At 67.8% G+C, this 19,598-nt stretch carries 19 protein-coding genes; 9 read left to right on the top strand and 10 right to left on the bottom strand.

The features are described from left to right. Positions 1–60: 60 nt before the first annotated feature. Genes AB0M15_RS06220 through tdh form a run of 3 tightly spaced genes read right to left on the bottom strand, consistent with a single transcriptional unit; the run spans position 61 to position 3,375 of the window. A complete protein-coding gene (locus tag AB0M15_RS06220) occupies positions 61–1,146 on the bottom strand; it encodes a winged helix DNA-binding domain-containing protein (protein WP_363814427.1) in 1,086 nt (361 codons plus the stop codon). 4 nt (positions 1,147–1,150) lie between these two features. Continuing rightward, positions 1,151–2,332 carry a glycine C-acetyltransferase gene (locus AB0M15_RS06215; RefSeq protein ID WP_363814425.1) on the bottom strand — a complete coding sequence of 394 codons (1,182 nt, stop codon included), beginning with the start codon at positions 2,330–2,332 and terminating at the stop codon, positions 1,151–1,153. After that, the gene (gene tdh, locus AB0M15_RS06210; RefSeq protein WP_363814423.1) at positions 2,332–3,375 is read right to left on the bottom strand and encodes an L-threonine 3-dehydrogenase; all 1,044 of its coding nucleotides are present in this window, start codon (positions 3,373–3,375) and stop codon (positions 2,332–2,334) included. Before tdh ends, AB0M15_RS06215 begins: the two co-directional genes overlap by 1 nt. A 109-nt stretch (positions 3,376–3,484) precedes the next feature. Between tdh and AB0M15_RS06205 the strand changes: the two genes are divergently transcribed. From AB0M15_RS06205 to AB0M15_RS06180, 6 genes are all read left to right on the top strand, one after another. Next, positions 3,485–4,117, top strand: coding sequence for a class E sortase (locus AB0M15_RS06205; RefSeq protein ID WP_363814421.1), 633 nt, complete (start codon positions 3,485–3,487; stop codon positions 4,115–4,117). Between the two features lie 29 nt (positions 4,118–4,146). Continuing rightward, positions 4,147–4,695 carry an orotate phosphoribosyltransferase gene (gene pyrE, locus AB0M15_RS06200; RefSeq protein WP_343974584.1) on the top strand — a complete coding sequence of 183 codons (549 nt, stop codon included), beginning with the start codon at positions 4,147–4,149 and terminating at the stop codon, positions 4,693–4,695. A 5-nt stretch (positions 4,696–4,700) separates the two neighbouring features. Further along, positions 4,701–5,384 (top strand): hypothetical protein, encoded by a 684-nt coding sequence (locus tag AB0M15_RS06195; protein ID WP_363814419.1) that lies wholly within the window; start codon positions 4,701–4,703, stop codon positions 5,382–5,384. A gap of 65 nt (positions 5,385–5,449) precedes the next feature. Next, entirely contained in the window at positions 5,450–6,232 is a 783-nt protein-coding gene (locus AB0M15_RS06190; protein WP_363814417.1) for a LemA family protein, read from the top strand. 280 nt (positions 6,233–6,512) lie between these two features. After that, complete coding sequence (locus AB0M15_RS06185) at positions 6,513–9,494, top strand: BTAD domain-containing putative transcriptional regulator (protein ID WP_363814414.1); 2,982 nt, start codon at positions 6,513–6,515, stop codon at positions 9,492–9,494. Positions 9,495–9,620: 126 nt separating this feature from the next. Then, the gene (locus tag AB0M15_RS06180; protein ID WP_363814412.1) at positions 9,621–10,025 is read left to right on the top strand and encodes a hypothetical protein; all 405 of its coding nucleotides are present in this window, start codon (positions 9,621–9,623) and stop codon (positions 10,023–10,025) included. A 4-nt stretch (positions 10,026–10,029) separates the two neighbouring features. Here AB0M15_RS06180 and AB0M15_RS06175 read toward each other — a convergent pair whose 3' ends face one another. Continuing rightward, positions 10,030–10,719, bottom strand: a complete 690-nt coding sequence (locus AB0M15_RS06175) for a DedA family protein (RefSeq protein WP_363814587.1) — start codon at positions 10,717–10,719, stop codon at positions 10,030–10,032. A gap of 33 nt (positions 10,720–10,752) precedes the next feature. Between AB0M15_RS06175 and AB0M15_RS06170 the strand changes: the two genes are divergently transcribed. The 3 genes from AB0M15_RS06170 to AB0M15_RS06160 all read left to right on the top strand — a co-directional run bounded on the left by AB0M15_RS06170 (position 10,753) and on the right by AB0M15_RS06160 (position 13,183). Beyond that, entirely contained in the window at positions 10,753–11,433 is a 681-nt protein-coding gene (locus AB0M15_RS06170) for a TrmH family RNA methyltransferase (protein ID WP_363814410.1), read from the top strand. Positions 11,434–11,587: 154 nt separating this feature from the next. After that, entirely contained in the window at positions 11,588–11,869 is a 282-nt protein-coding gene (locus AB0M15_RS06165) for a hypothetical protein (protein WP_363814408.1), read from the top strand. A 48-nt stretch (positions 11,870–11,917) separates the two neighbouring features. Next, the gene (locus AB0M15_RS06160; protein WP_363814406.1) at positions 11,918–13,183 is read left to right on the top strand and encodes an alpha-amylase family glycosyl hydrolase; all 1,266 of its coding nucleotides are present in this window, start codon (positions 11,918–11,920) and stop codon (positions 13,181–13,183) included. Here AB0M15_RS06160 and AB0M15_RS06155 read toward each other — a convergent pair. From AB0M15_RS06155 to AB0M15_RS06130, 6 genes are read right to left on the bottom strand one after another with little or no spacing between them, the layout of a single operon-like run. Continuing rightward, complete coding sequence (locus AB0M15_RS06155) at positions 13,173–14,900, bottom strand: FAD-dependent monooxygenase (protein WP_363814404.1); 1,728 nt, start codon at positions 14,898–14,900, stop codon at positions 13,173–13,175. The genes AB0M15_RS06160 and AB0M15_RS06155 overlap by 11 nt on opposite strands. Next, positions 14,900–15,772 (bottom strand): intradiol ring-cleavage dioxygenase, encoded by an 873-nt coding sequence (locus tag AB0M15_RS06150; protein WP_363814402.1) that lies wholly within the window; start codon positions 15,770–15,772, stop codon positions 14,900–14,902. Before AB0M15_RS06150 ends, AB0M15_RS06155 begins: the two co-directional genes overlap by 1 nt. 8 nt (positions 15,773–15,780) lie before the next feature. Then, entirely contained in the window at positions 15,781–16,986 is a 1,206-nt protein-coding gene (locus AB0M15_RS06145; RefSeq protein WP_363814400.1) for a thiolase family protein, read from the bottom strand. Beyond that, positions 16,983–18,014, bottom strand: coding sequence for a maleylacetate reductase (locus AB0M15_RS06140; RefSeq protein ID WP_363814398.1), 1,032 nt, complete (start codon positions 18,012–18,014; stop codon positions 16,983–16,985). Before AB0M15_RS06140 ends, AB0M15_RS06145 begins: the two co-directional genes overlap by 4 nt. Next, positions 18,007–18,759 carry a CoA-transferase gene (locus AB0M15_RS06135; protein ID WP_363814396.1) on the bottom strand — a complete coding sequence of 251 codons (753 nt, stop codon included), beginning with the start codon at positions 18,757–18,759 and terminating at the stop codon, positions 18,007–18,009. The genes AB0M15_RS06140 and AB0M15_RS06135 overlap by 8 nt, the downstream gene beginning before the upstream one ends. Next, entirely contained in the window at positions 18,752–19,570 is an 819-nt protein-coding gene (locus AB0M15_RS06130; RefSeq protein ID WP_363814394.1) for a CoA-transferase, read from the bottom strand. The genes AB0M15_RS06135 and AB0M15_RS06130 overlap by 8 nt, the downstream gene beginning before the upstream one ends. Between the last annotated feature and the right edge of the window lie 28 nt (positions 19,571–19,598).

Below are 19,598 nucleotides of genomic sequence, written 5' to 3'. Positions count from 1 at the left end.
GTCCATTCCACTGGCACAGAGCTCTCCAGCACAGTCATCCGACGTGTGACAACAACCTCATCAACCGGCCGTAACCAGCTCGTAGGTCTTCGCATCCGGTTCCAGGAACCGCAACAGGCCGTCGCCTTCACGCTCGAGCTCGGTGGCCGTCTTCTTCAGCGTCTTGCCGAACGGGGTGAGCGTGAGAGTGGCCACACCACGTTTCTTCTCCGCCGTCCACAGCCCCGCGACGAATCCGTCGACCAGGTACGTCGACTTGATCCGCAGGTTCTTGGTGAACACGGCCGGACGGTGCTCATCGGCAATGATTCGTTGGCGTTTCGCGTGTGCCAGCAGCAGATTGTCGAACTCCGGCAGGAATCGAACCGGTACTTCGAAGTCCTCCGACGGCCGCGGCGCGTCCGGTACGTCGTACAGCGCCTTGCCGTTGGAGTCGGTGAAGACCTCGAGCTCCATCGAGTCGAACAACTGCTTGCCCCGCTGCAGCCCCGACCAGGTCTGGAAGTCGGCCGAGGTGGCCGGCCCGAAGGCCTCCAGATAGCGGATCACCAATTCCTGCGGCACAGCCTTCCGCCCCAGCTTCCGGCCGATCCACTGCTCGGCCGGCGTGAACCGCGCGTTCGCGGTCCATCCCCAGCGGGTCTCGGACGGTGCGATGACCAACGGCACCAGCATCCGCGTGCAGAACCCGAGAGCCCGGTCGTTCACGTCCGGGAACTTCGCCTGCAGGGCATCCCGCACCTCGGTGAACGTCAACGGTTCGACCGCCAGGAGCTGGCGCGCAGCGGCGGCCACCTTGTCGGGTTCGAGACCCTTGGCCCGGTCCCCGAGCAGCTTCAGCCCCGCCTCGAGCACCGGGCTGAGCGTCGTACGGAAATGCAGGTAGTCGTCGGAGGTGACCAGATGCAGCGTGCCTCGGTAGAGCGTCGCCCGGACCACGTCCCGGGCCTCGACGGCAGCCGTCAGATCCTCGCCGGCGAAACCGTCGAGCCGGGACCACAACCCGACGTACGGATGCTTCGGCTCCTGCCCCTGCATCCCCGCGAGCCGCTCGACCGCCTGCACGACAGACATCTCACTGCGCTCCAGCAGGAGCTGTCGGGCGAGCGTCGCACGGTTGATGGCCCGCGGGCTGAGGGTGTTCACTGCGTCAGGCTAGAGCAGCCCGGGCCTCGATGAAGGCGGCCACCACGCGCTCGACGTCCTCGGTCGAGTGGGCGGAGGAGAGCTGGGTGCGGATCCGCGCCTTGCCCTTCGGGACGACGGGGTACGAGAAGGCGATCACGTACACGCCGAGCTCGAGCAGCTTCTCGGCCAGCCGGCCGGCCTCGGCGGCGTCGCCGATCATCACCGGCGAGATCGGGTGGTCGCCGGGGAGGACGTCGAAGCCCGCCTCGGTCATCTTGGTCCGGAACAGCTTCGTGTTGGCGGTGAGCTGGTCGCGCAGCTCGGTCGAGCCGCCGATCAGCTGCAGGGCCTTCAGCGAGGCTGCGGTCACGGACGGCGCGAGCGAGTTGGAGAACAGGTACGGCCGGGACCGCTGACGCAGCAGCTCGACGATCTCGCGCCGCGCCGACACATAACCACCCGACGCACCACCGAGCGCCTTACCGAGCGTGCCGGTCAGTACGTCGATCCGGTCCTGTACTCCGAACAGCGACGGCGTCCCAGCCCCGTCCGGCCCGACGAAGCCGACCGCATGCGAGTCGTCGACCATCACCAGCGCGTCGTACCGCTCGGCCAGGTCGCAAATCTCGTCCAGCGGCGCGACGTACCCGTCCATCGAGAACACACCGTCGGTCGCGATCAACCGGTACCGGGCGTCCGCCGCGTCCTTCAGCTGCGCCTCGAGGTCGGCCATGTCGCGGTTCTTGTACCGGAACCTGCGAGCCTTGGAGAGCCGGATCCCGTCGATGATGCTGGCGTGGTTCAGCTCGTCGGAGATGACCGCGTCCTCGGCGCCGAGCAGCGTCTCGAACAGACCGCCGTTGGCGTCGAAGCAGGAGCTGTAGAGGATAGTGTCCTCCTGGCCGAGGAACGCGCTGAGTGCATCCTCAAGGTCCTTGTGGATCTGCTGGGTGCCGCAGATGAAGCGCACCGAGGCCATCCCGAAACCCCAACGGTCCAAGGCGTCCCGGGCCGCCGCGATCACCTCGGGGTGGTCGGCCAGGCCGAGGTAGTTGTTGGCGCAGAAGTTCAGCACCTCGTTGCCTGAGGCAACTGAGATCGACGCGTTCTGCGGTGAGCTGATCACCCGCTCGGACTTGTACAGCCCGGCGTCGCGGATCTCGCCGATCGTGGTGGTCAGGTCGTCGCGCATCCGGCCGAACATCAGTGCTTCTCCTCCAGGTTGGTCCAGTCCAGGATCACTTTGCCGCAGTCGCCATCCCGGGCGACGTCGAAGGCCTGCTCGAAGTCGGTGTAGTCGAACCGGTGGGTGATCACCGGGCCGAGGTCGAGGCCGCGCTCCAGCATCACCGACATCGAGTACCAGGTCTCGAACATCTCCCGGCCGTAGATGCCCTTGATGGTCAGCATGTTGAGCACCACCGTGCCCCAGTCGATCGCGATCTCGTCGGCGGGCAGGCCGAGCATGGCGATCTTGCCGCCGTGGTTCATGTTCGCCAGCATGTCGCGCAGCGCGGCCGGCTGGCCGGACATCTCCATCCCGACGTCGAAGCCCTCGCGCATGCCGAGCTCGCGCTGGGCGTCGGCGATACTCCGTTCACGAACGTTCACCGCCTGGGTGACGCCGATCTTGCGGGCCAGGTCGAGCCGGTAGTCGGACAGGTCGGTGATCACCACGTTGCGCGCGCCGGCGTGCAGCGCGACGGCCGCGGCCATGATGCCGATCGGGCCCGCGCCGGTGATCAGTACGTCCTCGCCGACGACCGGGAACGACAGCGCCGTATGCACCGCGTTGCCGAACGGGTCGAAGATCGCGGCGACGTCGAGGTCGACCGGGTCGCGGTGCACCCAGACGTTGCTGGCCGGCAGCTTCACGTACTCCGCGAACGCACCCGCCACGTGGACGCCGAGCCCGCGCGTCTTGATGCACAGGTGCCGGCGACCGGCCCGGCAGTTGCGGCACCGCCCGCAGACGAGGTGACCCTCGCCGCTGACCAGGTCACCGACGGCCACGTCGCGAACGCCCGCGCCGATCTCCACCACTTCGCCGCAGAACTCGTGACCGGTCACCATCGGTACCGGCACGTTCTTCTGCGCCCAGGCGTCCCAGCTCTGGATGTGCAGATCGGTCCCGCACAGACCAGTCCGCTTGACCTTGATCAGTACCTCGTCCGCCTCGATCTGCGGCTCGGGTACCTCCTGCAGCCAGAGCCCCGGCTTGCTCTCGGCCTTGACCAGCGCCTTCACGGCGTACCTCCTGAAAGTGGTTACTGAGCACATCGTCGTCCCGGGCAACCACCCGCGTCCATCGACACGACGTACACAGCCTTTACAGCTCCTCTGCATACTTGTCCCCATGGCACGGGGCGTCGTACGAGGGTTGGGAGTCGTCCTGCTGGTGGCTGGGCTGGGGTTGCTCGGGTGGGTCGGGTGGCAGTACCTCGGGACCGGGATCACCTCGAACCACGCGATGGACGATCTGAAGCGCGACCTGCACGACGACTGGCAGCCGTCCGCGCAGAAACCACCGGCCGCAAAAGCCGAGGCCGGTACGCCGATCGTGCTGCTGCGGATCCCCAAGCTGGGCAAGGACTGGGAGAAGCCTGTCGTGGAAGGAGTCGCGAAGAGCGACCTGACCAAGGGGATCGGGCACTACCCACAGACTCAGCTGCCGGGGGAGCCGGGCAATTTCGCCGTCGCCGGGCACCGGGTCACCCATGGGTCGCCGTTCCGCAAGCTGCTGGAGCTGAAGAAGGGCGACCAGGTGATCGTGGAGACCGCCGACACGGTCTACACCTACGAACTGGACGGCTCACCCCGTGACCTGACCGTCGAACCGACCGACAACTGGGTGCTCGAACCCGTCCCGGGCAAGCCCCGCGAGACACCGACCAGCTCGATCATCACCCTCACCACCTGCCAGGACCTCTTCCACTCCCCGGACCGCTCGGTCGCCTTCGGCCACTTGGTCAAAGCGGACAAGAAGTAAGAAAGCAGCAAGAAGTAAGCTGCGGCCTCATGACTTCTGATCGCGCTGCGCTGCTGGACCAGGTCAAGACCAAGGCGATCGTGCACGGGAAGGTCACGCTGGCCTCGGGCAAGGAGGCCGACTACTACGTCGACCTGCGCCGGATCACGCTGGACGCCGAGGCGGCGCCGCTGATCGGCCCGGCCTTGCTGGAGCTGACCGCGGATCTCGAGTACGACGCCGTCGGCGGGCTCACGCTCGGTGCGGACCCGGTCGCGATGTCGATGCTGCACGCGGCCGCCCAGCAGGGGCGCAAGCTGGACGCGTTCGTAGTACGGAAGGCTGAGAAGACCCACGGGCTGCAGCGCCGGATCGAGGGCCCGGACGTGAAGGGCCGCCGGGTGCTCGCGGTCGAGGACACCTCCACCACCGGCGGCTCGGTCCTCACCGCCGTCGAGGCACTGCGGGAGGCAGGCGCCGAGGTGGTCGCCGTCGCGGTGATCGTCGACCGCGCGACCGGCGCCCAGGAGAAGGTCGAGTCCGAAGGCCTGGAGTACCGCACGGTCTTCGGTCTCGAGGAGCTGGGTCTCGACTCTTGACGGTCGTGGCGGTAATCGCCGTCGCTCTGCTGATCGGCGGCGGCGTCGCCTACGTCAACTACCTGAACGCGAAGAAGCGCCGGGAGGCGTTCGCCGCCTTCGCTGCTCAACAAGGCTTCAGCTACCAGCCGGAGAACAACGCCCTGGCAGGGCAATGGGCCGGTACGCCGTTCCAGGCCGGTGACCACCGGCGGGTGCGCAACGTCCTCACCGGCGCCCACCAGGGCCGCCAGGTCGTTGCCTTCGACTACAGCTATCAGACCCACACGACGAACAAGGGCCGGCGGACGACGACCACCCACAAGTTCGGTGTCGTGGTGATGCGGCTGCCGGGCGCGCTGCCGAGGCTGGAGGTCACCCAGGAGGGCCTGTTCGGTGGAGCCGTCGCCAACGCGCTGGGCTTCGGTGACCTGCGGTTCGAGAGCGAGCAGTTCAATCGCTCCTTTCACGTCCTGGCCGACGACGAACGCTTCGGGCACGCCGTGATCCACCCGCAGATGATGGAGTTGCTGCTCGCCCGCGGTGAGATCGGCTGGCGGATCGAGGGTGACTCGCTGATCGGCTGGGACGCCGGCCCGCACTCACCCACCGAGGTGATGAACCGGCTGAGCCTGCTCGACCTGGTCAGCGACAACATTCCGGCGTACGTCTGGCGGGACTACGCGGGGATCGATCCTCGCGTCAACTGACTCCACCGGCCCCCGATCCGGTTAGAGTCGGCAGCGAGTCGTAGCCAACACTCGGGAGCAGGGAAATGACCCTCGTCATCGTCATCATCATCGCGGTCGTCGTGATCGCCGCCATCGCGCTGATGGTCTCGTACAACCGGTTCGTCAAGCAGCGGAACCTGATCCAGGAGTCCTGGCGGCAGATCGACGTCGAGCTGCACCGGCGCTACGACCTGATCCCGAACCTGGTGGAGACCGTCCGGGCGTTCGCCGCGCACGAGCGGCACGTGTTCGAGGAGGTCGCCCGGCTGCGCACCCAGGCGGTGAACGTGCAGGGCGCGAGCCCGGAGCAGCGTGCGGCCGCGGAGGGTGAGCTGTCCGGCGCGCTGCGGCAGATGATGATCTCGGTCGAGGCGTACCCGCAGATCCAGTCGAACCAGAACTTCCTCAACCTGCAGCGCGAGCTGACCGACACCGAGGACCGGATCGCGGCCGGCCGGCGGTTCTACAACGCCAACGTCGGCGACTACAACACCCGGGTCGAGTCGTTCCCGTCGAACGTGATCGCGGGCCGGTTCAAGTTCGAGAAGGCCGGCTACTTCGAGGTCAAGGACGAGCAGGTCCGCGCGGTCCCGCAGGTCTCGTTCGGCACCATCGGCTCGGTCGAGGGTGAGCAGACGCAGCCGCAGATGCAGCCGGGCGCGCAGTCGTCGGGCCAGATCCAGCCGCAGATGCCGGGTCAGCCCCAGTACCAGCCGCAGTTCCCGCCGGCGGGCCAGCCCCCCGTCGGCCAGCCCCCGGTCGGCGGGCCGCCTGCGGGATCCCCCGGTCCGCAGGACGGCCAGCCGCCCTTCACCGGCGGTCAGTAACCGACCACCAGCGGTCAGATAGGGCGCTGAGCCTCCCTCCGGCCAGTGCCCCCACAGGCCAGTACTCAGCGTCCTACACAAGATCCCGAATTCAGGCCCGGGGACGACGACGGTCAGTTCGTCACCCCCGGGCCTGCCCTCCCCCCGGTACCGCACACCACGATGCCCGGCCCGGATACATCGCGCGTACATCGCGACGTACATCGCACCCGCCGAACCTTCCCGGCGGGCGGGGCGGGATGACACCATGGGGCGGGCCAACAGTTGAGAGGGCGAGCAAGTGGACAGTCTGAGGTACGAGATCCTCGGACCTCTACGCCTCGCTCACGTCCAGGGCCAGCCGCTACGCGCCAGTAAGCCGCGCCAGCTGCTCGCGACGCTCCTGCTGCACCCCAACCGGTTCGTCTCCACCGACCTGATCGCCGACGCGCTCTGGGAGGGCAACCCGCCCCGCTCGGCGACGGCCAACATCCGCACCTACGTCCGGGCCCTGCGCGGAGTGCTGCAGGATGCCGGGCTGGTCGCCCCGATCGACACCTCTGCGGCCGGCTACAGCATCGGGGTCGGCGTCGACGAGCTCGATGCGAGCCTGTTCGAGTCCTTGCTCGCAGAGGGTGGTCACCTGCGCGATGCGGGTGACAAGCGCGAGGCCATGCTCGTCCTGTCGCGCGCCTACTCCCTGTGGCGTGGGCACCCGCTCGAGGACCTGAGCATCCCGTCCGCGTGGGAGGGCTCGATCGCCCGCCTCGACGCGCAGTACCGGGGACTGGTCGACACTCTGCTCGACCTGCGCCTTGAGCACGGGGACGCCAGCGGAGCCGCCGTACTGCTCAGCGGCCGCCTCACCGAAGACCCGTACGACGAACAGCTCTGGCGGCGACTGGTTGACGCCCTACTGGCCGCCGGGCGGACCGGCGAGGCCAGGGCGGCATACGCGAAAGCAGTGCAGACCCTGGCCGACGAGCTGGACGTCAAGCCCGGCCCGGAGCTCCAAGCAGCCGGTGCCCGCGCAGAGAACGGCCGCTCGGCCAACTGGCCCGACCCCGGCATCCCAGCAGCAACCCGTACTACCCAACCCGCCGAGCCCGAGCCCGCCGGCCCCATGGCGTCGCCGGTGCTCACCGAGCCGCACCGCCCGCCCAGCCAGCTCCCTCTGGACCTGGCCGACTTCAGCGGCCGGCTGCAGCACCTGGAGCAGTTGCGTGACCTCGTCTGCGGCCGCGACCCGATCCGGCCGCCGATCGCAGTGATCTCGGGTGCTCCTGGCACTGGCAAGACCTCACTCGCTGTCCGGCTCGGCCACCTGGTCCGGGACTCCTTCCCGGATGGGCAGATCTACCTGGACATGCGGGGCGCAACCGAGCCGCGCGATCCGGCGGCCGCGCTGACCGATCTGCTGCTGAGTCTCAACATGCCGGACTCCGCAGTACCGGCCGACCCTGAGCGTCGGTCGGCCACGTTGCGGTCGGAGCTCGCCAGCCGCCGGGTGCTGATCGTCCTCGACGACGTGGCCGCAGCGAGCCAGATCGCGCCGCTCATGCCCGGCACCGGAGCCTCGGCCGTCGTCATCACCAGCCGGAACCGCTTGATGGACCTGGCCGGTGCGGACAGCACACCGCTCGACACCTTCGACGACGGCGAGGCGGCCGAGCTGCTCCGCCGGGTCGCCGGAGTGGGCCGAGTCGACACGAACTCCGCAGCGGTCAACGAGATCCTCGAGGCCTGTGGCAACCTGCCGCTCGCGATCAGGATCGTCGCCAGCCGCCTCGCCCAGCGCCCCGACCTCAGCCCGGCCGAGCTGGCCCGGCGCCTTCGCGACGAGACGCACCGGCTGGATGAGTTGAGCATCGGCGAGCTGGCGGTCCGTACCAGCGCCGATCTGAGCTACGACGCGCTGAGCGCCGAGGAGGCCCGGCTCTACCGGCTGATCGGTCACTTCGCGGTTGGTGAGTTCTCCGCCCGCATCCTGGAGACGATCGCCACGCCTGCGTCGGTACGCCGCAGCATGGACCGGCTGATCGAGGTCAACCTGGTCCAGATCAGCACAGTCGACGCGAACGGTACTGCGCGCTACCGCGTGCACGACCTGCTCCGGTTGCACGCCATCGGGGTCGGCGACGACGAGCAGAAGGCGCAGGCGATCAAGGACCTGCGAACCGTCTTCGAATCGCTGCTGCACAAGGTCCGCCGAGCCAGTGCCGCACTACCGTTCGGGTACTTCGGCACGCTCGAACACACCGGTCCACTGCTCGCCCCGGACCCGCAGCCGTTCACCCCGTCGGACGCGATCGCCTGGTTCGACGCAGAGCGGTCCACCTTCGCCCCGGCGATCCGGGCGGCGGCGCAGAACGGCCTGCACGACTACGCCTGGCGGATCGCGGCCGCCTGGGGGCCGTACCTCGACATGCGCGCGTACTACGACGACTGGAACGAGTCGCACCAGCCCGGCCTGACCAGCGCGATCGCCTGCGGTGACCAGCGCGGCGAGGCGATCCTGCGTCGCAACCTGGGCCAGCTCGCGATCTACCGCGACGACTGGGACGCGGCCTGGGAGCACCTCACCGAGGGGGCCGCGATCTTCGACGAGATCGGGGATCGCCAAGGGGCCGGCATCGTCGCGGTCGGCCTCGGAACCTGGCTGCGTGAACGTGGCCGGCCGGACGAGAGCCTCGCGCAGTACGAGCGGGCCGTGGAGGCGCTGGTCGAGGTCGGCGACAAGAACGGCGAGGCGGTGGCCCGCAGCGCGGCCGCGTCGATCTGGCTGAGCCGCAACGACACGGTCGTCGCCGGCCGGTACCTGGCCGAGGCGTTCCTGCTCGGCGTACGGCTGGGGGACTCACACCGGGAGGCGAAGGTCCGTCGGCGGATCGCGACGCTGCGGATGCAGCAGGGCCGCAACGACCAGGCGGTTCGCCAGTTGCAGGCGTCGCTGGCGATCTTCAACAGCCTGGGTGACGACCACTGCGCGGCGTACGGGCGAGCGGAGCTGGGGCAGGCCTTCGTCGGCGTCGGTGACGAGGCGGCTGCCCGCCGGATGTTGCTGGACGCGATCGCGATCGGTCACCGGCTGGGCGATCGCAGCGTCGAGGGGCAGGCGGCGTACGACCTGGGCCGGCTGTACGCGAGCGCCGACAACGTCGACTTCGCCCGCCGGTATCTCGATCGCGCGGCCCGCGTGTGGCAGCTCGTTGCCAACGACACCAAGGCCGGTCAGGCGCGCGCTGCACTCGCGGAGCTGACCACGGATCTCGCGGCCGGCTGATTTCGCCTTCTACGCAACGGCTTCGTCGCCGTGCGTAGTTACATTTCGCAATGTACGGCGGCTGTATGCGCCCAGGACAAGCTTCTACTCACCACGGCAAAGGCCGGAGGATGGGGGAGCACGGCCATGGGGGAGATTGTTGTGGAAGGCCAGGCTGTGACGTGGGCGGCAAACCCACGGGACACAGAGGCCGCGCTGAGCTGGCAGCTGGAACGGGTGGGGTCAGGGGCCTGGCAGGACTGGTCGCTGAAGTTCCAGCGGATGGCGTTCGGCTATGCCCAGGACAGCGGTTGGCACGATCCGGAAGACGCGTTGCGATGGCTCGACCACCACGCCCTGCTGCACGAAGGGGCTGCGCCACGGGGGGCGCTGGTCTGGTACCAGGCGGCCGACCGGGTCCGGGTGGCATGTTCACTCGGCTCCGGTCAGGTGGTCGGGCCATTGCCTTGCGGCCAGGTCGGCACCACCGACCTGCTGGAACTCAGCACCGACTACGTTTGGTCAGACCCGCACTTCCCGTTCGGGCACTGATCGTTCAGTGCTTGCGGCGGTGCGAGGTGGGCTGCTCGAGCTGGGCCTCGACGCCGTCGGCGAGGTTGCCGCGGCCGCGGCGCTTGGCGAGGACGAACTCGACCAGCATCGGGACGAGTGAGATCAGCACCAGCAGGATCAGGGCCGACTCGAGGTGGTCGTGGATCAGCTTGACCTTGCCGAGGGCGTGGCCGAGCAGGGTGATGCCGCTGGCCCAGAGGACGGCGCCGACGCCGGTCCAGAGGAAGAACTTCTTCGGGTCCATTCGGCCGGCTCCGGCCACGATGGTGATGAAGGTACGCACGATCGGGACGAACCGGGCCAGCACCAGCGCGCGCGGACCGTACCGGTCGAAGAACTCGTGGGTCTGCTCGATGTACTTCGGCTTCAGGAACCGGGCGTTCGGGTTCTTGAACAGCGTCGTACCGAGCCCGCGGCCGATGTAGTAGCCGGAGACGTTGCCGAGGAACGCGGACACGGTGAGGATCACGCAGGCCAGCCAGAGCGGGACGTCGATGTTGCCGCGCGCGATGAACAGGCCGACCGCGAACAGCAGCGAGTCGCCCGGCAGGATCGGGAACAGCAGCCCGCACTCGATGAAGACGACCGCGGCCGTGCCCCAGAGTGACCAGTCACCCAGCCAGTTCAGCAGGTATTCCGGGTCCATCCAGTTCGGCATCAGCATCGCGACCATTGTCAGCACGCGGACAGGGTAGCGTCCCCACCCATGCAGGAAGCCAATCGTGACCGTGACACCGACAGGGCTGCTGACCTGGTCGGGGCCGACCTGGTCGGTACCGCGGAGGTCGGCGTCGGGCCCTGGCAGGGCGAGCTGCCGGACGATCCCCGGTACGACCCGGAGCTGCTCGCGGCCGGTGATCGGCGCAACGTGGTGGACAAGTACCGGTACTGGCGGCTGGAGGCGATCGTCGAGGATCTCGACACCCGGCGCAACCCGTTCCACGTGGCGATCGAGAACTGGCAGCACGATCTGAACATCGGCTCGGTCGTCCGGACTGCGAACGCGTTCCTGGCGCACGAGGTGCACATCGTCGGCAACCGCAAATGGAACCGCCGCGGCGCGATGGTCACGGACCGCTACCAGCACGTCCGCCACCATCCCCAGCTCGCCGACCTCGCCGCGTATGCCGAACAGCACCAGCTGGCCGTGATCGGCATCGACAACCTCCCCGGCTCGGTCCCGCTGGAGACGTACGAACTGCCCACCGACTGCATCCTGCTCTTCGGCCAGGAAGGCCCGGGGCTGACCGACGAGGCCCACAAGATCTGCACCGACGTCTTGTCGATCGCCCAGTTCGGCTCCACCCGCTCCATCAATGCCAGCGCGGCGGCGGCCATCGCGATGCACGCCTGGATCCGCCGCCACACCTTCCAGCAGAGGCCTTAGCCGGCGAGAAAGTTGCCGGGAAAGTTGTTTGCGCAGGGGCCGTAACCCCGGGGTGGCGAGTCGCGTTGGAGGTGTTGTCAGTCCCAACTCGGGCGGGGACGACGCCTGCTTCAGCATGCGTTGGTTCGGGGTCAGGTACGACCGTGGGGGAAGTATGAGTTCGAATTTGCATGTCCGCCGGGCCGTTGAGATCGGCGAGATCGCGCAGGTCGAGATCGCGCGACCGGCCAATCTCGCCCAGCTGGAAGAGATCTGGGGCGCGCTGGTGCACGAAGTCGCCACCGTGCAAGCGATCTCGACGGCTGCCGTGGAGGCACGCAGCGACGAGTCGCGGGTTGCGCTGCTCAAACTGCTCGAGGCGGAGACCGCCGAAGTGGTTGCCCTGGTCGAGGAAGTCGGCCGCGAATTCCCGGTGCCCGTGGGCCACGCCGGCTGAGAGGCGTTCTACTGTGTGTTCCTCCAGGGGTTTCGGGAGGAGTCGTCGATGGTGCCGTGGGCCGATCATGCGATCTGGTGGCACGTCTACCCGTTGGGGTTCGTCGGTGCTGAGCCGACGGCGTTGCCGACCGGCTTCCGGACAGCACGGCTGCGGCGGCTGGAGAACTGGCTCGATTATGTGATCGAGCTGGGCTGCTCCGGCCTGCTGCTGGGGCCGATCTTCGAGTCGGAGACGCACGGCTACGACACGATCGACCACTTCCGGATCGATCCGCGGCTGGGCGACTACGAGGACTTCGACGCGCTGGTTGCCGCGGCCAAGCAACGCGGGCTGCGGATCCTGCTCGACGGGGTCTTCAACCATGTTGCCCGCAGCTTCGCGGCGCCGCCGGAGTGGTTCAAACAGTTGCCGGACGGGTCGATCGCCAGCTTCGAGGGCCACGAGCACCTGATCGTGCTCAACCACGAGGAGCAGGCGGTTCGCGAGCACGTCATCGAGGTGATGTGCCATTGGCTCGAGCGTGGCATCGACGGGTGGCGGCTGGACGCGGCGTACGCAGTACCGGCTGAGTTCTGGCGCGGGGTGTTGTCGGAGGTGCGTGAACGGTTCCCGGAGTCGTGGTTCGTCGGCGAGCTGATCCATGGCGACTACGCCGGCTATGCGGCGACGAGCACGCTCGATTCGATCACGCAGTACGAGCTGTGGAAGGCGATCTGGAGTTCGCTGAACGACCGGAACTTCTTCGAGTTGGCGTATGCGCTGGAGCGGCACCAGCAACTCGTCGACCCGCTGGTGCCGCAGACCTTCGTCGGCAACCACGACGTGACCCGCATCGCGAGCAAGCTGGACGATCCACGGCACCTGGGCCATGCGCTGGCCGTCCTGTTCTCGGTGGCCGGCATACCCAGCATCTACGCCGGTGACGAGCAGGCCATGCAGGGCATCAAGGAGGACAGGGTCGGTGGCGACGACGCGATCCGGCCTGAGTTCCCGGATAAGCCGAGCGAACTGGCCGACCCTCAGTGGGAGACGTATCGGCTGCATCAGCGGCTGATCGGCGTACGGCGTCGCAATGCGTGGCTGACGCGGTCCCGGACCAAGGTCGCCCACCTGACCAACCAGGCGCTTGCGCTGCGCTCCGGTGACGCGCGCGGGCAGCTACTGCTGCTCCTGAACGTAGGAGACGAGGCCTACCGCTTCCCTGTGGAAGTAGCAGGCCTCGTCATCGCAGCGCAGTCGGATCCTGGTCACCTACCGGAAGACCCGTTGCTTGTACCAGCGCACGGCTGGCTAGTGCTGGCTACCGGCTGAGCAGAGCCCGGAACGCGTCACCCAGCGCAGCAGTGGGGTCGGTAGGCAGGTCATGCGACCGATAGGCGATGTGGGCGTCCGGCCGAACCAGTAGGCACCCGTTGTCGGTGATCTCGCGCAGTCGCGCCCAGTCGCCGTACAGGTCGTCCAGCTCGCGACCAGGGCCGACCACGAACGCCTCCACCTCGACACCGGTCTCCTCTGCGATCGCCCGGGCCGCCTTGACCCACGCCTCGCCACCGATGCCAGTGAGCAGGGTGAAGCGGCCCTTGCCGACCACATCCAGCGTGCTGACGGTCTCGGTGCCCCTGGTCAACCAGCAATGCGGAATCCGCGCACCCGGCCACGTAGTCGGGTGGTAGTAGAGCTCCGGGTCTCTGGTGTACTCCGGTTCGTCGGTACCGTCCGGAACGACCGCGCCCGACTTGTACCGCTGACCCAGCTCGACACCGTGCGCGTTGAACTCGTAGTCCTTGACCTCGATCGCCTTGCGCAGCTCCTCGCGCTGCGCGGCACCCTCCGGCGAGTCGTCCTTGCGCGAGTCGATCGTCCGGCCGGCCGGCGCGTCCGGTGTCATCCCGAGCGCGTGGAAGATCTGCCCGAACTGCGTGCGGCTCTTGTTCGCGCGATCCACGATCTGCCGGGCGATCGGGGTGCGCTCCTCGTCGTAGCTGTCGAGCAGCTTCGCCGACGCCTGGCCCTTGAGGACGAGCGCGAGCTTCCAGGCCAGGTTGTACGCGTCCTGGATCGAGGTGTTCGAACCGAGCCCGTTCGACGGCGGGTGCCGGTGGATCGCGTCACCCATACAGAACACCCGGCCGACCGATGCCTTCTCGGCGTACATGTGGTTGACGCTCCAGACCGAGGTGCCCTTCAGCTTCACGTCGATCGTGTCGTCACCGACCAGGTTGTGCACGATCTCGGTCGCCATCGCCTCGTCGACGACCGGCGCGGGCTGGTTGATGTCGTAGCCCCAGACGATCAGCCACTCGTTCCACGGCCGGACCATCCGGACCAGCCCGGCGCCGATGCCTCCGATCTGGGCGCCTGGCTGAAGTACCCAGTAGAGAACGCTCGGCCGGTGCGCGACGTACTTGGACAGGTCGGCCTCGAAGACGATGTTCATCGAGCCCTCGATGTCCATCGCGCCGGCCATCGGCAGCCCGATGTCCTGGGCGACCTTGCTGCGACCGCCGTCCGCGCCGATCAGGTACTTCGCCCGGATCTGGTACGTCTCGCCCGACAGCCGGTCCCGCACGGTCGCGGTCACGCCGTCGTCGTCCTGCTCCAGCGAGACGTACTCCGTGTCGAACCTCAGGCGGGCGCCGCGGCTGGCCGCAGTACTGACCAGGATCGGCTCGAACAGCGTCTGCGGGAGGTCGCAGGGGAGAGTCGGGCTGGCCTCGGTGTAGTCGGCCAGGCGCTGCGGATGCGTTCCCCAGGTGCGGATCCGGCCGATCTCCTCGCCGGCAAGGCTGGTGCAGAAGGCGGTCTGGCCCATCAGCGCATGCTCGGTGCCCTTGCCGATGATCTGGTCCTCGATGCCCATGTCGCGCATCAGCTCGATCGTGCGCTGGTTGGTGATGTGCGCCCGCGGAGTGTTGGCGGTCCAGCCGTAGCGAGTCAGTACGACGTTGTCGATCCCGTAGCTGGACAGGAAGAGCGAAGCGGCTCCGCCGGCCGGGCCGGTGCCGACGATCAGTACATCGGTTTCCATCACAATGATCGGGTCTCCTCGGTGGTGGCGAGCACCAAGTCGTACTGAACGGTCGAGTAGGGCTGGTCGAGTACGCGGCCGTCAGGCGCCGTACCGGCAGCGTGTTCGGTGAACTCGGCGATCAGCGAGTCCTTCACGCCGAAGACGGCGTCGTCGTGCAGGTGCTCGTCGCCGGCCGCGAAGACATGCGTGATGAGCCGGGAGAAACCGGGCGCGGTGACCATGAAGTGGATGTGCGCCGGGCGCATCGGGCCGCGACCACCGGCCCGCAGCAGCTCGCCGACCGGGCCGTCGTCCGGGATCGGGTAGGCGACCGGGCGGACCGCCCAGAACGAGTAGTTGCCATCGGCATCGGTTGTCAGGTGACCACGGTTCTGCGGTCCGTCAAGGTCCTTCTGAACGTCGTAGAAGCCGTCCTCGTCCGCCTGCCAGGTCTCCACCAGTGCCCCGGCAATCGGCTTGCCCTGCAGATCGAGGACCTGTCCCGACACCAGGCAGGGCTGCCCTGGCGCGCCGTTGGACAGGTCGTCGCCGAGCTTGACCTCCGGCGAACCCTCGACGAAGAACGGCCCGAACACGGTCGACTGAGTCGCCCCGGCCGGCTTCTTGTTGCCCAGCCCGACGGTCAGCATCGACAACCCGAGCACGTCGGACAGCAACACGAACTCCTGTCGCGTGCCGGTCGACAGGTGGCCGGTCCGGGTCAGGAAGTCGATCCCGGTGAACCACTCCTCCTCGGTGAGCTCGACCTCGCGGGCGAACTCGTGCAGATGCCGCACCAGCGCGCTCAGCACCGTCTTGGTGCGCTCGTCTTTACTGCCGTCGAAACTCGCCACGACCGCTTCGGTGAGCTCGTCCCCAGCCAGATCCATGTCGCTCCTCATGCCTCGATGACCATCGCTATGCCTTGGCCGACACCGATGCAAAGGGTCGCCAGGCCGTAACCGCCACCACGGCGACGCAGTTCGTGCGCCAGCGTGGTCAGAATGCGCGTACCGGAGCTGCCGAGCGGATGCCCGAGCGCGATTGCTCCGCCGTTCACGTTCACCTTCGTACGATCCAGCTCGGGCCATTCGCCCAAGCAGGCAAGGCTTTGCGCGGCGTACGCCTCGTTGAGTTCGACCAGGGTGAGGTCGTCCCAGCCGATGCCTGCCTTGGCGAGAGCCTTGCGGGATGCCTCGACGGGCGCGGTACCGAAGTACTGGGGCTCGACGCCGTGTACGGCCCGGCTGACGATCCGCGCCAGGGGAGTGATGCCCAGGCTCTGCGCTGTCGCCTCGTCGGCGATCAGTACTGCGGACGCGCCGTCGTTGAGGGTGGAGGCGTTGCCCGCCGTGACCGTACCGCCGTCGCGGAAGGCCGGCTTGAGCTTCGCCATGATGTCCGGGGTGCCGCCATCACGGATGGACTCGTCCCTGGAGAGCGGCGTCGTCTTCTTCGGGAGGATCGGCGCGAGGTGCTCCCAGGGGATGATCTCGGCGTCGAACTTGCCGGCTGCCCAGGCTTTGCCGGCTTTCTCGTGGCTCTCGAGGGCGAAGAGGTCCTGCGCCTCGCGACCGACGTTGTATCGGTCGGCGAGCTGCTCGGTGGCCTCGCCGAGGGAGACGGTCCACTCCTTCGGCATGCGCGGGTTGATGAGCCGCCAGCCGAGGGAGGTGGACTCGGCCATCACGCTGCCGTGCGGGTAGGCCTTGTCAGGCTTGGGGAGGACCCAGGGTGCCCGGCTCATCGACTCGACACCACCTGCCACGACCAGGGATGCATCGCCGGTCTCGATCGCCCGGGCTGCTTGGATCGCGGCCTCGAGTCCGGAGCCGCAGAGGCGGTTGACGGTGGTACCGGGGACGCTGGTCGGGTAGCCGGCCAGTAGCGCTGCCATTCTTGCGACATCGCGGTTCTCCTCACCGGCGCCGTTCGCGTTGCCGAGGAAGACGTCGTCGATCAGCGCCGGGTCGAGGCCGGGATGTCTGACCAGAAACTCCCGGAGGGTGACGGCGGCCAGATCGTCGGGGCGGCCGCCGGCCAGCGCGCCGCCGAGTTTTCCTACCGGGGTACGGACGGCGTCCAGTAGGTATGCGGAGCTCATCGTTCACCTGCCCAAGCTCGATGGAGTATTTCTTTGACGTCGATGGAGGTGCTGCCTTCGAAGCGCTCGGCCGCCTCCGCTGCCTGCTCCTCGGTCAGGCCGAGCTCTCGCAGACTCGTCGGGACTCCGGCGGCGCTGAACAGATCGAACAGGCCAGTCGCCAGATCTGTTGTCTGCAACGCTTCTTCGAGTCTTGCTTTGGCGCGGGGGACTTCCGGCGCCTTCACCCTGGTCACCTGCGGGAGAACGGCTGCGTGGGTTTCCGCGTGGGGCAGGTTGTACATGCCGCCCAGCAGATGACAGAGCTTGTGGTGCAATCCTGTCCCCGCGCTGGCCATCGCCGACCCGGCCAGTGAAGCGCCGTACAAGAGGTTGCTCCGAGCATCCAGATCGGTGCGATTCTCCAGCACCTGAAGGAGTCCTTCACGAAGTGCCCGCGCCGCTTCGACCGCGATGACGTCGTTGATCGGGTCGGCCTTCTCGGTCCAGGTCGCTTCCACACAATGCGCCAGCGCGTTGGCAACACTCGCCGCCGTAACCTTCAACGGCAACTGCTGACTGAGCACCGGATCGTAGACAACAGCCTTCGGCAGTACTTTGAGGTCGGTGCCGGTTGTCTTGCTTCCGCCTTCGGTCTGACCCCACACCGGAGTCATCTCCGATCCGGAATATGTGGTTGGTACAGCGATGATGGGCAGGTCCTCGGTGAGAGCGATGGCTTTCGCAAGGCCGATCGCCGAGCCGCCGCCGATGGCGACGATGCCTGTGGCGCCAACCTCGCGCGCCTTGGCTCGGGCGGCGCCGGCCTTTTCTTTCGGGACGTGTTGGCGGACCTCGTCGATGCGGCCGGCGAAGCGGTCGCCGAGGGAGCGCTCGACCAGGTCCGCCCACTCGCGGGCGGACCGCGTGGCAATCAGCAACACCCGGTCGATGCCGAGCAGGCCGACCTCGTCGGCTACCCGATCGAGCGAGCCGGCACCTAGGACGACCCGGCTGGCCAGTCCGACGTGGGTGAAGGACTCACTCATCGAACAGCTCCCGGTTGCGTAGCTTCCGGAGGGCGGTCAGCTCGACCTCGGTCGGCTCAGCCACAGCTTCGATGTTGCCGGCAACTTTCAACGCCCACCCGGTCGCCGCGACCGCCTGCTCAGCGGTGACGCCGGGGTGCAAGCGCGTCATCGTCAGCTCGTTGGTATCGGGGTCCGGCTGAAGTACCCCGTGATCCGTGATCACCAGCGTCGGACCAGCGCCCGGCGCCTGCCGTTCGCGCCCGGTCGGCCCGTAGCCGACCGACGAGATGAAGTCGACCCGCTCGACGAACGTCCGCGGCGACTGCTTCACGATCACGATCACCCGCCCGGCCGCCGCCGCGATCTCCGGCGCCCCGCCCGCACCAGGCAACCGGACCTGCGGATCCGAGTGCCCGCCGATCACCGTCGTGTTGATGTTGCCGAAGCGATCGATCTGCGCCGCCCCGAGGAATCCGACATCGATCCGCCCAGCACCGACCCAGAAGTTGAACATCTCCGGCACCGACACCACGGAGACGGCTGTCGCCGCCAGGTCGTCGTCACCGATCGACAGCGGCAACTTCTTCGGCTTCGCATCGATCGCCCCCGACTCGTAGACGAGCCGGCAGTTCGGCGCGTGCGTACGCCGGGCCAGGTTGGCCGCCAGATTCGGCGGCCCGACGCCGACCAGACACACATCCCCATCGAGCAGTTCGCGCGCCGCCGCGACGTTCATCATGTCCGCGCTCGTCCACTCAGACATCGCTCGTCTCCTTGAGGTCGTTCTCCGCAGCCCAGGCGAGGAAGGACTCGCGATCGCGCGATACCGCATCCCACTGCTGGTAGAAGTCGTTGTCCCGCACGGAATACCCCGCGGCGTACGACGGCCACGCGCCATTCGGTACGACGCTCACGGCCGACAGCACCCAGTTCGGCAGGATCACCGCGCCGGTGCGCTCGGGGAACTCATCCACCACTTCTTCCACGGTGACGATGGCCCGCTTGGCGGCGAGCACTGCCTCCCGCTGCACCCCAGTGATCCCCCAGAGCATCACGTTGCCCTCCCGATCAGCCAGCTGCGCGTGGATGACCGCCACATCCGGGTTCACCGCCTTCACCGCTGCCAACTCCTCGCCAGTGAAGGGGCAAGTGACCCGGCTGATGATGTCCCGCTGCTCCTCGAGGTCAGTACCGCGGTAACCCCGCAGTACTGCGAACGGCAGCCGCGCAGCCCCAGCCGAGTAAGCGTTGGCCAGCCCTGCATGGCTGTGCTCGTGTACTACGAGCCGGTGCGGCCAGTGGTTCTCCACTGCATCGCGCAGCCGGTGCAGCGACCCCACGCCCGGATTGCCGCCGTACGAGAACACGATCTCGTCAGCGCAGCCCAGACCGATCAGCTGGTCGTAGATGAGGTCGGGCGTCATCCGGACCAGCGTCAGGTGCCGCCGTCCCTGCCGGGCGATCTCATGGGCCGCAGCGAACGGGATCAGATGCGTGAATCCCTCCAGCGCGACCGTGTCCCCGTCGTGGACGTGCGCGGCGATCGCCTCGGCGAGGGGCACTGGACTTGTCATCAGCAACTCCGCTGGAGATATTTCGTGC

The sequence above is a fragment of the Kribbella sp. NPDC051718 genome (assembly GCF_040681515.1).
In the GTDB taxonomy this organism is placed as follows: domain Bacteria; phylum Actinomycetota; class Actinomycetes; order Propionibacteriales; family Kribbellaceae; genus Kribbella.
This window is presented reverse-complemented; position numbering and strand designations above follow the sequence as displayed.

Coding starts and splice junctions, on each gene's coding strand:
- AB0M15_RS06215 (WP_363814425.1), bottom strand. CDS start 2,332: ATGTTCGGCCGGATGCGCGACGACCTGACCACCACGATCGGCGAGATC.
- AB0M15_RS06205 (WP_363814421.1), top strand. CDS start 3,485: ATGGCACGGGGCGTCGTACGAGGGTTGGGAGTCGTCCTGCTGGTGGCT.
- pyrE (WP_343974584.1), top strand. CDS start 4,147: ATGACTTCTGATCGCGCTGCGCTGCTGGACCAGGTCAAGACCAAGGCG.
- AB0M15_RS06190 (WP_363814417.1), top strand. CDS start 5,450: ATGACCCTCGTCATCGTCATCATCATCGCGGTCGTCGTGATCGCCGCC.
- AB0M15_RS06180 (WP_363814412.1), top strand. CDS start 9,621: ATGGGGGAGATTGTTGTGGAAGGCCAGGCTGTGACGTGGGCGGCAAAC.
- AB0M15_RS06175 (WP_363814587.1), bottom strand. CDS start 10,719: ATGGTCGCGATGCTGATGCCGAACTGGATGGACCCGGAATACCTGCTG.
- AB0M15_RS06170 (WP_363814410.1), top strand. CDS start 10,753: ATGCAGGAAGCCAATCGTGACCGTGACACCGACAGGGCTGCTGACCTG.
- AB0M15_RS06165 (WP_363814408.1), top strand. CDS start 11,588: ATGAGTTCGAATTTGCATGTCCGCCGGGCCGTTGAGATCGGCGAGATC.
- AB0M15_RS06160 (WP_363814406.1), top strand. CDS start 11,918: ATGGTGCCGTGGGCCGATCATGCGATCTGGTGGCACGTCTACCCGTTG.
- AB0M15_RS06155 (WP_363814404.1), bottom strand. CDS start 14,900: ATGGAAACCGATGTACTGATCGTCGGCACCGGCCCGGCCGGCGGAGCC.
- AB0M15_RS06150 (WP_363814402.1), bottom strand. CDS start 15,772: ATGGATCTGGCTGGGGACGAGCTCACCGAAGCGGTCGTGGCGAGTTTC.
- AB0M15_RS06145 (WP_363814400.1), bottom strand. CDS start 16,986: ATGAGCTCCGCATACCTACTGGACGCCGTCCGTACCCCGGTAGGAAAA.
- AB0M15_RS06140 (WP_363814398.1), bottom strand. CDS start 18,014: ATGAGTGAGTCCTTCACCCACGTCGGACTGGCCAGCCGGGTCGTCCTA.
- AB0M15_RS06135 (WP_363814396.1), bottom strand. CDS start 18,759: ATGTCTGAGTGGACGAGCGCGGACATGATGAACGTCGCGGCGGCGCGC.
- AB0M15_RS06130 (WP_363814394.1), bottom strand. CDS start 19,570: ATGACAAGTCCAGTGCCCCTCGCCGAGGCGATCGCCGCGCACGTCCAC.